The organism is Enterobacter sp. 04-C-12-SI-ECC (genome assembly GCF_047530715.1).
In the GTDB taxonomy this organism is placed as follows: Bacteria; Pseudomonadota; Gammaproteobacteria; order Enterobacterales; family Enterobacteriaceae; genus Enterobacter; species Enterobacter bugandensis.
This window is the reverse complement of record NZ_JBLKDI010000008.1, coordinates 19,361-31,237: the sequence shown is the minus strand read 5'-3', so window position 1 is coordinate 31,237 and position 11,877 is coordinate 19,361. Positions and strand designations below refer to the sequence as shown.

General features: G+C 49.7%; 13 protein-coding genes and 1 other RNA gene. 4 read left to right on the top strand and 10 right to left on the bottom strand.

Annotated features, from left to right (window positions below):
- Nucleotides 1-557: 557 nt before the first annotated feature.
- Together ACMWL8_RS12765 and ACMWL8_RS12760 are read right to left on the bottom strand one after the other, a co-directional pair.
- Nucleotides 558-1,316 (bottom strand): hypothetical protein, encoded by a 759-nt coding sequence (locus ACMWL8_RS12765; RefSeq protein ID WP_246893660.1) that lies wholly within the window; start codon nt 1,314-1,316, stop codon nt 558-560.
- A 32-nt stretch (nt 1,317-1,348) separates the two neighbouring features.
- A complete protein-coding gene (locus tag ACMWL8_RS12760; RefSeq protein WP_241276883.1) occupies nt 1,349-1,567 on the bottom strand; it encodes a helix-turn-helix transcriptional regulator in 219 nt (72 codons plus the stop codon).
- 126 nt (nt 1,568-1,693) lie between these two features.
- Here ACMWL8_RS12760 and ACMWL8_RS12755 point away from each other — a divergent pair, with 126 nt between their 5' ends.
- Complete coding sequence (locus tag ACMWL8_RS12755; RefSeq protein WP_241276884.1) at nt 1,694-2,458, top strand: hypothetical protein; 765 nt, start codon at nt 1,694-1,696, stop codon at nt 2,456-2,458.
- A 34-nt stretch (nt 2,459-2,492) separates the two neighbouring features.
- Here the strand turns inward: ACMWL8_RS12755 and ACMWL8_RS12750 are convergent, their stop codons facing one another.
- The 3 genes from ACMWL8_RS12750 to smpB form a co-directional block, all read right to left on the bottom strand.
- Nucleotides 2,493-3,734 (bottom strand): integrase, encoded by a 1,242-nt coding sequence (locus ACMWL8_RS12750; RefSeq protein WP_241276885.1) that lies wholly within the window; start codon nt 3,732-3,734, stop codon nt 2,493-2,495.
- 204 nt (nt 3,735-3,938) lie between these two features.
- Nucleotides 3,939-4,302: a transfer-messenger RNA gene (gene ssrA / locus ACMWL8_RS12745) on the bottom strand.
- An 89-nt stretch (nt 4,303-4,391) separates the two neighbouring features.
- The gene (smpB, locus tag ACMWL8_RS12740; protein ID WP_045260868.1) at nt 4,392-4,874 is read right to left on the bottom strand and encodes an SsrA-binding protein SmpB; all 483 of its coding nucleotides are present in this window, start codon (nt 4,872-4,874) and stop codon (nt 4,392-4,394) included.
- A 156-nt stretch (nt 4,875-5,030) separates the two neighbouring features.
- Between smpB and ACMWL8_RS12735 the strand changes: the two genes are divergently transcribed.
- On the top strand, nt 5,031-5,468 hold the full coding sequence (locus tag ACMWL8_RS12735) for a type II toxin-antitoxin system RatA family toxin (RefSeq protein WP_008502504.1): 438 nt from the start codon (nt 5,031-5,033) through the stop codon (nt 5,466-5,468).
- Nucleotides 5,458-5,745 carry an RnfH family protein gene (locus tag ACMWL8_RS12730; protein ID WP_045260867.1) on the top strand — a complete coding sequence of 96 codons (288 nt, stop codon included), beginning with the start codon at nt 5,458-5,460 and terminating at the stop codon, nt 5,743-5,745. The genes ACMWL8_RS12735 and ACMWL8_RS12730 overlap by 11 nt, the downstream gene beginning before the upstream one ends.
- 102 nt (nt 5,746-5,847) lie before the next feature.
- Here ACMWL8_RS12730 and bamE read toward each other — a convergent pair whose 3' ends face one another.
- The 3 genes from bamE to nadK all read right to left on the bottom strand — a co-directional run bounded on the left by bamE (nt 5,848) and on the right by nadK (nt 8,950).
- On the bottom strand, nt 5,848-6,186 hold the full coding sequence (gene bamE, locus ACMWL8_RS12725; protein WP_028014132.1) for an outer membrane protein assembly factor BamE: 339 nt from the start codon (nt 6,184-6,186) through the stop codon (nt 5,848-5,850).
- Nucleotides 6,187-6,324: 138 nt separating this feature from the next.
- Nucleotides 6,325-7,986 (bottom strand): DNA repair protein RecN, encoded by a 1,662-nt coding sequence (gene recN / locus ACMWL8_RS12720; protein WP_045260866.1) that lies wholly within the window; start codon nt 7,984-7,986, stop codon nt 6,325-6,327.
- Nucleotides 7,987-8,071: 85 nt separating this feature from the next.
- On the bottom strand, nt 8,072-8,950 hold the full coding sequence (gene nadK, locus ACMWL8_RS12715; protein WP_008502500.1) for an NAD(+) kinase: 879 nt from the start codon (nt 8,948-8,950) through the stop codon (nt 8,072-8,074).
- Nucleotides 8,951-9,072: 122 nt separating this feature from the next.
- Here nadK and grpE point away from each other — a divergent pair, with 122 nt between their 5' ends.
- Nucleotides 9,073-9,666 carry a nucleotide exchange factor GrpE gene (gene grpE / locus ACMWL8_RS12710; protein WP_032644906.1) on the top strand — a complete coding sequence of 198 codons (594 nt, stop codon included), beginning with the start codon at nt 9,073-9,075 and terminating at the stop codon, nt 9,664-9,666.
- A 51-nt stretch (nt 9,667-9,717) separates the two neighbouring features.
- Here grpE and ACMWL8_RS12705 read toward each other — a convergent pair whose 3' ends face one another.
- Both ACMWL8_RS12705 and ACMWL8_RS12700 read right to left on the bottom strand, forming a co-directional pair.
- Nucleotides 9,718-11,004 carry an HlyC/CorC family transporter gene (locus tag ACMWL8_RS12705; protein WP_032644905.1) on the bottom strand — a complete coding sequence of 429 codons (1,287 nt, stop codon included), beginning with the start codon at nt 11,002-11,004 and terminating at the stop codon, nt 9,718-9,720.
- Between the two features lie 19 nt (nt 11,005-11,023).
- Nucleotides 11,024-11,815, bottom strand: coding sequence for an inner membrane protein YpjD (locus ACMWL8_RS12700; RefSeq protein ID WP_032645009.1), 792 nt, complete (start codon nt 11,813-11,815; stop codon nt 11,024-11,026).
- Nucleotides 11,816-11,877 lie beyond the last annotated feature (62 nt).

Genomic DNA, 11,877 nt, shown 5'->3' with positions numbered 1-11,877 from the left:
CTATACTTATTATGAGTTAAGAGTATATTCTGGTATCATACATTAGTACGGACATACTATCCTGATCTAACTGGTAATATATCTATTGTCTAACTCATAATCAGTAGTAAAGGTATATAGCCATTATATTATAATACCTTTTCCTACACCTAAAATTGAGATGAAGTTAGTCCCAGCCTGTGATGACTGTATAAAAGTTACTCTGCAATTAGTTCGAATAAGCTAGTCTATTACGGCACCATCCCAATTTCTTTTCACTGTGGAAATACTTATGCATAAATGTTTTGCAGTCTGTGACTGCGTGAGACCACGTTTCTTTGCTAGTTGGATATATTTATAATATTTACTTCCTTGTGGGCGACCTGCTGCTTTAACCAAAATGTTTATGTGAGGTTTCATGTTTTCTATAAAAATCTCATAGGTGATTGAAAGTTAGGTTCTTAGTGTTTCATTATGCAATGTACTCTGCTTTGCTTAATATTGGTGTCATTATTAAATTTAGCGATTTAGTAGGATTATGCATTTATCCAAAAAAAACATAAAATTGGTATCATTAATTACATTTTTACTTCGTCTTTGAATGGCTCAACAATAATGATTTTCCCTCCATTTTTCGTTGAGGCAGAAACATCGTCCTCATGAACTACTGGTATCATTAATACCTTGTTGTTTATATAATAAACTGGAATCCAGCAGATGCACTGCACAGTTTTGTTGCCGTTTTTTCGACGAACAGTTTCATCTATTCCTAATGTGATTAGGTCTAATATAGGGGCGATAATCATTTTGCTGAAGTCAAAGGAAACATCTTCATAAGATGTTTCTTTAATTAATATTAGGTTTGAGTACCCAGCTGATAACTTGTGAGCATAGTTGATCCTTCTGTCTAAATAAATGAATATTCCTTTCTTAGCATTGTATTTGTCTATAATTCCTTCTTGATTTTCAATTATCTTTTTTTTCTCATTATCCCCAATCCTTCTGTTAGGCAAGTTGTGTTTATAAAGATTGTGGTCAAGGTTGTCGATGTTATATTTGATGTAAGTATTCCAAATGGCAAGGTAATACTCTTCTTGCGACCTGACAGGTATGCTACGTAATGGTCTGTTCTTGGAAAAGAAACAAGCTTGAAAGAGATTGTTTTCAATTTCATTAGCTTCATCATGATGTGATATTATTTTTTCTAAAACTGGCGCGACGGCATCCGTTGCCAATGAAATTACAGCTGATAATGAGCATTTTTTTAAGCGGCTGTATTTTCTGAGAGTTTCAACCGTTGTATTATTAGGTGTACTGTATGTGATACGCTGTGACATAACTTTCCCTCTTAACCTGTGAGTAATAGAAATTAAGCTTCATTTAAGGCCTGAGCGCGTTCAATGATCCATTCGTCAATTTCTGACTCGAGCCAGCCTACAGACTGCTTTCCAAGCTTCCGTGGCTTAGGAAAAGAAGAGTCGTATCTTGGTGATTTTGGGTTTAGCCAGTCGTAAATGGTGGATCTGGCTATGCCAGTTTTAATGACAATCGTGTTTAAACGTAAAATTCTTACATTGGATGTGATCATCTTGGCTTCCTCTTTATCGTTTGGTTTTGAATGAGATTGAGGTTAACTTCTACGAACATGTGAAAAAATGTAGCTGCCATAAAAAACTTTTTTTACGGCATATGCAGATAACTGGTTGATTAATATATGGATGATTTGAACTGGTGTTTTGGTATGATTTGTGAGCAATACGTAAGAATGCGTGATGGCTTGCAGCAAGAAATCAAATCAGACAAATGGCCTGCTGGTGATAAAATTCTAGATGAGCTTTCTTTATTAGATGATAACAATCAGATAGTTAGTGATTTCTTGATTCAGGCGTTGAGTAACTACTCAATGTGCGACGATGCGATTATTAAGTGTAGGCCTCGGTTAGATATAGAGCTTTCGCACTTGCGTGCTAATGGGTGGATCAAAGGGCTGAATGAAAATTTCAGATTGAATCTCTTGCTGGCAGGTATTGAGTATCAATGGGCTAAAGCAGCCTGGAATTATGACAAACGGCGATCGATTCAGGCTCTAAATGTCGCTCTCACGTTGCTGCATGAGTGTTCTGGCGCATGTATGTGCTGTGAGCTTATTGATGAAGAGAGAAAAATCCATAAAGTGAGAGTTAAGGCCGCAGCGAAAGGTGGGGCTACCAAGGCAGAAGTCTATAATCCAATAATAGAAGAGGCTATTCGATTACTGCAAATTACTCCTCAACCCGTGGGAGGATGGAAGCGCTGGACTGATGCCGCAGAAGCAATTGAGCGACCACTTTGGTTGTTCATTGAGGAACAAAAAAAACACAATAACTTTATTGATTTAAAAGAAGAAAATCTTGTAAGTAAGATCCAGCTATGGGGTAAGAAAAATGATGAGCTTGGTACAGCTTTGAATGAAAAAGTTCTTAAGCCAAAAAAATTATAAGTTTTGCGCCCTATCAGGCGCAATCGATTGAAAGTTAAATAACCAATCGCAGGTTTTGAACGCCATTTGTGGATAAAATACCTGTATCTGCGGCTTTTACAAAATCCGCCCACCATTGCATCATGGGGCGACGTTGTTCAAGATAGTCGCTGCGGTTATACGCGCGACGCACCTCATTTTTGTCCACATGAGCAAGTGCTGCTTCAATCACATCTGGTGGAAAGCCTTGCTCGTTAAGGGCCGTACTGGCGATAGATCGCAGGCCGTGCGAAACCAGTACTCCGCCAAAGCCCGCACGCTTTAATGATGCGTTAACCGTCTGACTATTCATTGGTTGCTTTGGTTTGATACGGCTGGGAAAAATGAATTCCCGATTGCCGCTCAACGGCTTCATAATTTCCAGAATAGCCACTGCTTCATCTGACAATGGGACGGTATGGTCACGGTTCATTTTCATACGTGATGCAGGGATCTTCCATTCTCGTGCTTCCATGTCTACCTCTTCCCAACGGGCTTCAGCCGCTTCGGAAGGGCGGGTAATGGTAAGAAGTTGCCACATGAACAGGCATCTTGTTGAAAGGCTAATGCTAGCTGTTCGCATTGTCTGCATCAGCTGAGGCAACTGATCGGGACGAATGCTGGGCATGTTTTTCTTCTGCGGCTTCTCGAATGCCTTTCCAATATTGACACTAGGAACCGCATCAATTAGCCCCGTGTTTTGGGCATAGATCATGACCTCATTGATGCGCTGGCACAGGCGGCGAACAGTTTCCAGTGCTCCTCTTGCCTGAACCGGTTGCACGGCCTGAACCAAAGTATGAGCTTTGATATCTGTAACGCTGACGTCACCAATCGCAGGAAAAACATCTCTTTCAAGAGATCGCCAAATGTCCGCTGCATAGTCCTCGGTAACACTGGCTTTCTTCACATTCCACCAACGTTCCGCAACGAGCTGGAAAGTATTGGTTTTGGCTTCAAGCGAACTACGCAGTTGTTCTTGCTGATGTTCCTGAGGATCGATTTGTTTCGCAAGGAGAGAACGTGATTCTGCCCGATAGCTTCGCGCATCGGCAAGCGTAACTGACGGGTAGGGTCCAATACTCTTTTTCGCTCGCTTCTTGGTAATGGGGCGAATGTAGCGAAATTGCCAGATTTTACTCCCGCTGGATTTGATCAGTAGCTCAAGGCCATCGCCATCATAGAGCACATAGTCCGCTTCCTTGGGTTTGGCAGATTCGATTTCCTTAACGGAGAGAGGTTTAGTTTGTCTTGCCATTGCCGGGTTTCCATAGTTTTAGGCACCTCAAAAACAATAAAGCTTTATGAGGTGCCTAACAAGGTGCCTAAAAGGTTCGGATTTAATTAGTTCACTTCGGACTTTGCGGGACAAATTGAGGGCACAAAAAAGCCCGCAGGGCTTGCGCCGTGCGGGCTCTTAGGACTTCATCGGATGACTCTGGTAATCACCGATGGAGAATTTTGGTGGAGCTGGCGGGAGTTGAACCCGCGTCCGAAATTTCTACATCCTCGGTACTACATGCTTAGTTTGTCTTTACATTCGCACGCCAGCTGCGGACAGACACGCCACTAACGAACTAGCCTGATTAGTTTTAACGCTTCAACCCCAGGCAGGGCTTCCACGCGATCTCTTTTGGGTTTGACCTCTCTTTGATCCCCGTCTTAAGAGCGGAAGCTAGGGAGAGAGGGCTCAGAGCAGGTTATTAAGCTGCTAAAGCGTAGTTTTCGTCGTTTGCGACTATTTTTTTGCGGCTTTTAACGAGGCAAACCGCCCCTCGGCATGCACCTTGGGTTTCGCAAATCCCGTCGAATCCAGAATCAGCCCCAATAGTGTTGAACTAAGTATACCAGATTTCACTTCCTGGATACCAGCCCGGAACGCTAACTTATTGAATAGTACAATAAGTGTGCAGAATCAACGTCCTGCGTTTTTCATGATGCGCGCTTTATCCAACTGCCACTCGCGTTCTTTCAGGTCAGTACGTTTGTCGTGCTGTTTTTTACCTTTCGCGACGCCAACTTTTACTTTGCACCAGGCATTTTTCCAGTACAACGACAGGGCGACTACGGTGAAACCTTCACGGTTGATGCGTCCGTAGAGGGATTCCAGCTCACGCTTGTTCAGCAGCAGCTTACGGGTGCGCGTTGGGTCACATACGTAGTGCGACGAGGCGACGGTCAGCGGCGTAAAGTTCGCGCCGAACAGGAAGGCTTCGCCATTTTTAAGGATCACGTAGCTGTCGCCGATGTTGGCTTTCCCGGCGCGCAGCGATTTTACTTCCCAGCCCTGCAACGCAAGGCCAGCTTCGAATTCTTCTTCAATGAAATACTCGTGGCGAGCACGCTTGTTGAGCGCAATGGTCGCCGAGCCTGGTTTATGTGCTTTTTTCTTCGTCATAAGTGTCGTAAAGCCGTCGGTAATCTGATTTCAAAAAGTCACCTCATTGCGTCCTGTGAGGTCTAACGCGCTATCTTAGCACGAGATGAGGCTTAGCGTTTTTTTAACAGGTGATAAATGTTATTATTTGTCCGTTGTGTGACCATGGAAAATGCTATGCCTCAGATTAGCCGTACTGCGCTCGTTCCTTACAGCGCGGAACAAATGTATCAGTTAGTGAACGATGTTCAGTCTTATCCAGAGTTTATCCCTGGATGTACCGGGAGCCGCGTTCTGGAGTCTGGCCCGACGCAGATGACTGCGGCGGTGGATGTCTCCAAAGCGGGGATCAGCAAGACGTTCACCACCCGCAATACGCTGACTAACAATCAGAGTATTTTGATGCATCTGGTGGATGGTCCATTTAAAACCCTGATGGGTGGCTGGAAGTTTACGCCACTGAGCGCTGACGCCTGCCGCATTGAGTTCCATCTGGACTTTGAGTTCACCAATAAGCTAATTGAGCTGGCGTTTGGCCGCATCTTTAAAGAGCTGGCGTCAAATATGGTTCAGGCGTTTACCACCCGCGCCAAAGAGGTTTACAGTGTCGCATAAGATTGCTGTAGAGGTGGTCTACGCGCTGCCGGAGAAGCAGTACCTACAGCGTGTAATGCTGGAAGAGGGGGCAACCGTAGAGGCGGCTATCCGTGCGTCCGGCATCCTTGAGCTTCGCAGAGATATCGACCTGGCGAAGAACAAGGTCGGGATTTACAGCCGTCCGGTGAAGCTGGGCGACGTGTTGAAAGAGGGCGATCGGGTGGAGATTTATCGTCCTCTGATTGCCGACCCGAAAGAGCTGCGTCGCCAGCGCGCGGAGAAGTCGGCTAAGTAGCGTGTTTCCACCTCACCCTGTCTCTCTTCCCAAAGGGGGAAAGGGATAAAGAAAAACAAAAAAGGTGCTCGTTGAGCACCTTTTTGCATTTCTGGCTTCTGATTATTTTGTCAGGGCAGGTTTGTTGTCGATGTTGGTCAACACACCGGCGCTGCTGAAGGTCAGCGTCAGGGTCTGCTGGGTCACGCTTTCGTGGCCAGGCTGCTGACGGAATACATAGAACCAGGTGTTAGTGCCGAACGGATCGGTCATCATCGGGGTTCCCAGTGCATAAGCGACCTGCTGTTGTGTCATCCCCACGCGGATTTTGGACACATCGTTAGGGGTAAGGTAGTTCCCCTGGTTGATGTCAGGACGGTAAACCACTTTCTCCAGAGTGGAACAGCCTGCGGTCAACATCAGAAGAACCGCTGCGGCAGCGGTCAGCATTTTACAACGCATAGTGATTTGATTCCTTTTCGGGCCCGAGCAGAACGCGGCTCATATGTAATATGCCGATGATAATAGACCTTGCCCCACTTTGAAACCGGTCTGGCGGCGTTTTTGTTGTTCTGTATGACCCTGAGATCCCGAAAAAGTTTATGCCGCCAGCAGTTCTTTCGCGTTCGCGAGCGTATTACGCGTGACTTCACTGCCGCCGAGCAGTCGTGCCAGCTCCTGCAGACGCGCGCGTTTATCCAGCGGCTTCATGTGCGTTTCGGTCATTTCGCCGTCGGTTTCTTTACTGACAATAAAGTGATGATGACCACATCCCGCGACCTGCGGCAGGTGGGTGACACACATCACCTGCGTTGACTCACCTAGCTGGCGCAGCAGTTTACCCACCACTGCCGCCGTTGGGCCGCTGATGCCGACATCCACTTCATCGAAAATCAGCGCCGGGGTATCCATTTTACGCGCGGTAATCACCTGAATCGCCAGCGCAATACGCGACAGTTCACCACCGGATGCCACTTTGGAGATTGCCTGCAGCGGCTGCCCCGGGTTGGTGGTGACGCGGAACTCGATGCGATCCGCCCCTTCTGCCGTCAGGTGGTTCTCTTCAAAACGGACATCAATGGTGAATACACCGTGCGGCATCGCCAGCGTGTGCATGCTGTCGGTGATGTGCTGGCTTAGCTCCTGAGCGTAATGTTGACGGATCTCATGCAGTTTTTTCGCCGTGGTCAGCGCCTGCTGATGATGCAGGTTCACGGCCAGAGAGAGGGTTTCCTGCGAATCCGCCTGATCGTCAAGCTGCTGCTGTTCTTCGAGCAGAGACTGATAATAGCCTGGTAGTTCTTCCGGCGTGACATGGTGCTTGCGCGCCAGTGAAATCTGACGAGAAAGGCGCTGCTCCAGCTCAAACAGGCGGTTCGGGTCGAGGTCCAGCCGTTCATAATAATGACGCAGTTCGTCACTGGCTTCTGAGATTTGAATCGCGGCCTCTTCCAGCATATCCAGTACGCCAGAAAGTTTACTGTCCATGCCGGCCAGTTCGGTGACCAGTTGACGGACATTGTACAGCTGGCTCTGCAGGTTAACGTCTTCGCCATCTGCCAGCATGTTGAGGGCATTCTGGCTGGTTGAGAGCAGGTGGCCGCTGTTGGCGAGGCGCTTGTACTCTTCGTCAATTTGTTCAAACTCACCCGCCTGCGGGTTGAATTCGTTCAGCTCTTTAAGCTGGTACGCCAGCAGCTCCGCACGCGCGGCGCGCTCCTGGCTTTGCTGCTGGTGCTGGGCGAGCTCGCGGCAGCTCTGATGCCACTGGCGGTAGTGCTCCGCCATAAGTTGAGTAAGCGCGTACTCACCCGCATAGCCATCAAGCAGGGCTTTCTGCTGTTCTGGTTTGACGAGTTGCTGATGCGCGTGCTGACCGTGGATCTGGATAAGCAGCTGGCCGAGTTCGCGGAGCTGGGAGAGCGGGACTGCCGTGCCGTTGATAAAGCCTCGGGAGCGTCCGTCGCTGCTGATCACGCGGCGAAGTAAACACTCACGTCCATCTTCGAGCTGATTTTGTTCCAGCCAGCGCAGGGCAGCAGGGGTATCTTTCAGGGAGAAACGTGCGCAAAGATCGGCACGGTTTGCGCCCATGCGCACCATGTCGCCCTCTGCACGGCCGCCAAGGCACAAGCCGAGGGCATCAATGGCAATGGATTTACCCGCACCGGTTTCGCCGGTGATCGCCGTCATGCCGCTGTGGAAATCGATCTCAAGCTCACGAACAATGGCAAAGTTGCTGATGGTCAGTTGTGCCAGCATAAATGTTTTCCTGTATGAAAAACCATAACTGTGTTTCCATACAGTATAAACTGGTTTTTTATACAGTAAAGTACTGGATGCAAAATCAGAACAATTTTTTTGACCAGCCAAGCTTCGAGCTTAATGTGTTGAAATAGCTGTAATCTTTCGGGTGAATCAAGTTCAGGTGGTAATCACACCGGCGAATAAGAACATCTTCACCTTCCTGGATTGGCAGCGCGATCTGGCTGTCGCAGCTGATCTCCAGGTCGTTACGGCGGTGCGAGAAGCGCAGACGTATCGTGCTGTCGCCGTTAATCACCAGCGGGCGCGCGGAGAGCGTGTGCGGGAACATCGGCACTAGCGTAATAGCATCCAGAGAGGGCGTCAGGATCGGGCCGCCCGCAGAAAGCGAGTAGGCGGTTGAGCCGGTCGGGGTGGAGATAATCAACCCGTCAGAACGCTGGGAGAAGGCAAAGATTTCGTCGATATAAACTTCGAACTCAATCATGTGTGCCACTTTGCCGGGATGAAGCACCACCTCGTTAATCGCGGTGCTGATGCGCTTCTGACAGTCCTGCTGGCACACCTGCGCTTCCAGTAAAAAGCGTTTTTCGCTGATATAATGACCTTCCAGCACGTCGGCCAGCTGTTGCTGCGCGTTGTCCGGGTCGAGGTCGGTTAAAAAGCCGAGATTGCCGCGGTTGATACCGATGACCTTGATGTCATAACGCGCCAGCGTGCGTGCCGCGCCGAGCATGTTGCCATCGCCGCCCACCACCACGGCGAGATCGGCCTGTTGGCCAATTTCCGCCAGCGTGCCGGTTTTGACGCTCTTCAGCTGCAGTTCCTGCGCAATTTGCTGCTCGACCATCACTTCATAGCCTTTGCTACACAACCAGCGATACAACATTTCATGTGTCGTCAATGCGGTAGGGTGACGCGGATGCCCGACGATCCCAATACACCTGAAATGATTATTCATTTTCTGGAGGTCCTTGTGCCTGATGAATGATGACAATCTCGCTTGTTCCCTTGAATCCAGGAAACTGATCCCCATAATAAGCGAAGTTAGCGAGATGAATGCAGAAAAACGCGGAGAAATTCATGAGTAGTAAAGAACAGAAAACGCCTGAGGGGCAAGCCCCTGAAGAAATTATCACGGAACAGCACGATGAAGTTGAGGCTGTAGAGCCAGACGCATCTGCTGAGCAGGTGGACCCGCGCGATGAAAAAATTGCGAATCTGGAAGCCCAACTGGTAGAAGCACAGAATCGCGAACGCGACACCGTTCTGCGCATCAAGGCGGAAATGGAAAACCTGCGTCGTCGCACCGAGCAGGACGTTGAGAAGGCGCATAAATTTGCGCTGGAGAAATTCGTCAACGAACTGCTGCCGGTGATCGATAGCCTCGACCGCGCGCTGGAAGTGGCTGACAAAGCGAATCCGGACAACGCGGCGATGATCGAAGGTATCGAACTGACGCTGAAATCCATGCTCGACGTCGTGCGTAAGTTTGGCGTGGAAGTGATTGCGGATACAGATGTGCCGCTGGATCCAAACGTTCACCAGGCCATTGCGATGGTGGAATCTGAAGAGATTGAAGCCGGTAAAGTGCTGGGCGTGATGCAGAAAGGTTACACCCTGAACGGCCGTACCATTCGCGCTGCGATGGTGACCGTGGCGAAAGCGAAAGCCTAATTTGCTATCTGTAGTGCCGGGTGGCGGCATTCGCCTTACCCGGCCTACGTTTTATTCGGCAATACTTTCCCTAAGTGGCGTAACGGGCAGCACCTTCACCTGCTTAATCATATTGTCCTGCACGTCCAGGATATCAATATCGTACTGCTCAATGCGCACCCGCGTGCCCGCCGCCGGGATCTCTTCAAGCGCTTCCAGAATCATCCCGTTCATGGTACGAGCTTCATCTTCCGGCAAATGCCAGTTAAAGGCTTTGTTGAGTTCACGGATGTTCGCGCTACCGTCAATCAGCACCGAACCGTCGTTCTGCGGAGTCACTTCCTCCGCGAGGGAAGGGGACATCGATGTGGTAAAGTCTCCGACAATCTCTTCCAGAATATCTTCGACCGTCACCAGGCCCTGAATATCGCCGTACTCGTTGACCACCAGGCCGACTTTTTTCTTGTTGCGCTGGAATTTAACCAGCTGCGTGCTGAGCGGCGTACCTTCCGGCACGTAGTAAATCTCGTCGGCGGCGCGCAGCATCACCTCTTTGGTGAACTCTTTTTTCTCGGTCATCAGACGGTAGGCTTCGCGCACGCGCAGCATGCTGATGGCGTCATCCAGCGAGTCGCGATAGAGCACGATGCGCCCATGCGGAGAGTGCGTCAGCTGGCGGACAATGGCTTTCCAGTCGTCGTTGATGTCGATACCGACGATTTCGTTACGCGGCACCATGATGTCGTTCACGCTCACTTTTTCCAAATCCAGCACCGACAGGAGCATATCCTGATTGCGCCGGGAGATCTGCGAGCGGGATTCGTTCACGATGGTGCGCAGCTCTTCTTTGCTGAGCGCGCTGCTGATAGTGACGTCGGCTTTGATCCCCACCATCCGCATTAAAACGCGCGTGACCATGTTCAGCAGCCAGACCAGCGGCATCATCAGGATCTGCAGCGGTGCCAGCAGGAAGCTGCTCGGGTAGGCCACCTTTTCCGGGTAAAGCGCGGCGATGGTTTTTGGCAATACTTCGGCAAACACCAGTACCACAAACGTCAGCACGCCGGTGGCAATCGCCACCCCGGCATTGCCGTACAGGCGCATCCCAACGATGGTGCCGAGGGCTGAGGCCAGAATATTGACAAGGTTGTTGCCGATAAGCACCAGGCTTATCAGCCGATCCGGCTTGCGGAGCAGTTTTTCAACGCGGCGGGCGGCACGGTTACCCTGTTTAGCACGATGACGCAACCGGTAACGGTTTAAGGTCATCATGCCGGTTTCCGAGCCGGAGAAATAGGCGGAGATGACCACCATGACGATCAGGATAACGATCAACGTGGTGGTAGAGATGTGTTCCAGGGGGAACTCCTTTTATAACTTAGCCAGCAAATTGCTGTATGAAGCGGCTGCCAAAATAGGCAAGGGTGAGAATACCCGCACCCGCGACGTTGAACCAGACGACGCGACGACCGCGCCAGCCTTCATGATAATGGCCCCACAACAGGACAATATAGACAAACCACGCGATGATGGAGAGCACTGCTTTATCGATATTCTCCACGCTGAACAGGTTCTTCATGTAAAACAGGCCGGTGCAGAGCGTGAGCGTCAGCAGCACCACGCCTATCTGGGTGATGTGGAACATCTTACGCTCAATGACCATCAGCGGCGGCATTTCATGGTTGAACGCCAGCTTTTTGTTTTTCAACTGGTAATCAATCCAGGCGAGCTGCATGGCGTAAAGCGCGGCGATGATCAGCGTCGCATAGGCGAACAGTGACAGGCCGATGTGCACCAGCATCCCCGGTGTCGCCTCCAGATGCGTAATGAATTCATTAGGCATAAAGGTGGCTAAAGCCAGATTGATCAGCGCGAAGGTATAGACAATCGGCAGCAGCAGCCAGCCGCGATTTTTAGACGCGACGATGGTCATTACCGTACAGATCATCAGGCTGACCAGCGAGCCGACGTTGAGGACGCTCAGGTTTTGCACGCTGCCGTCGCCGGGAATAATGCGTGATTCCAGCGCAAACGCGTGGCTTATCAGTGCGATGACCGCCGAAAGAATAGCCATGCGCCGCCAGCCGCTGTTTTTTTGCAGCAGTCCGGGAATAATCAGCGCGAGGCTGACAGAGTAGGCAACAAGGGCGATCAGTGCGAAAACAGGCATATAGGCATCGACAGTTGTCTTAATAAGAAAGAGAAGCAGTATAACGTTACGTGACGCCTGCT

What these genes read in the sequence shown, in the direction of transcription:
- ACMWL8_RS12765 (WP_246893660.1), bottom strand. Translation starts at nt 1,316, where the DNA reads ATGTCACAGCGTATCACATACAGTACACCTAATAATACAACGGTTGAA.
- ACMWL8_RS12760 (WP_241276883.1), bottom strand. Translation starts at nt 1,567, where the DNA reads ATGATCACATCCAATGTAAGAATTTTACGTTTAAACACGATTGTCATT.
- ACMWL8_RS12755 (WP_241276884.1), top strand. Translation starts at nt 1,694, where the DNA reads ATGGATGATTTGAACTGGTGTTTTGGTATGATTTGTGAGCAATACGTA.
- ACMWL8_RS12750 (WP_241276885.1), bottom strand. Translation starts at nt 3,734, where the DNA reads ATGGCAAGACAAACTAAACCTCTCTCCGTTAAGGAAATCGAATCTGCC.
- smpB (WP_045260868.1), bottom strand. Translation starts at nt 4,874, where the DNA reads ATGACGAAGAAAAAAGCACATAAACCAGGCTCGGCGACCATTGCGCTC.
- ACMWL8_RS12735 (WP_008502504.1), top strand. Translation starts at nt 5,031, where the DNA reads ATGCCTCAGATTAGCCGTACTGCGCTCGTTCCTTACAGCGCGGAACAA.
- bamE (WP_028014132.1), bottom strand. Translation starts at nt 6,186, where the DNA reads ATGCGTTGTAAAATGCTGACCGCTGCCGCAGCGGTTCTTCTGATGTTG.
- recN (WP_045260866.1), bottom strand. Translation starts at nt 7,986, where the DNA reads ATGCTGGCACAACTGACCATCAGCAACTTTGCCATTGTTCGTGAGCTT.
- nadK (WP_008502500.1), bottom strand. Translation starts at nt 8,950, where the DNA reads ATGAATAATCATTTCAGGTGTATTGGGATCGTCGGGCATCCGCGTCAC.
- grpE (WP_032644906.1), top strand. Translation starts at nt 9,073, where the DNA reads ATGAGTAGTAAAGAACAGAAAACGCCTGAGGGGCAAGCCCCTGAAGAA.
- ACMWL8_RS12700 (WP_032645009.1), bottom strand. Translation starts at nt 11,815, where the DNA reads ATGCCTGTTTTCGCACTGATCGCCCTTGTTGCCTACTCTGTCAGCCTC.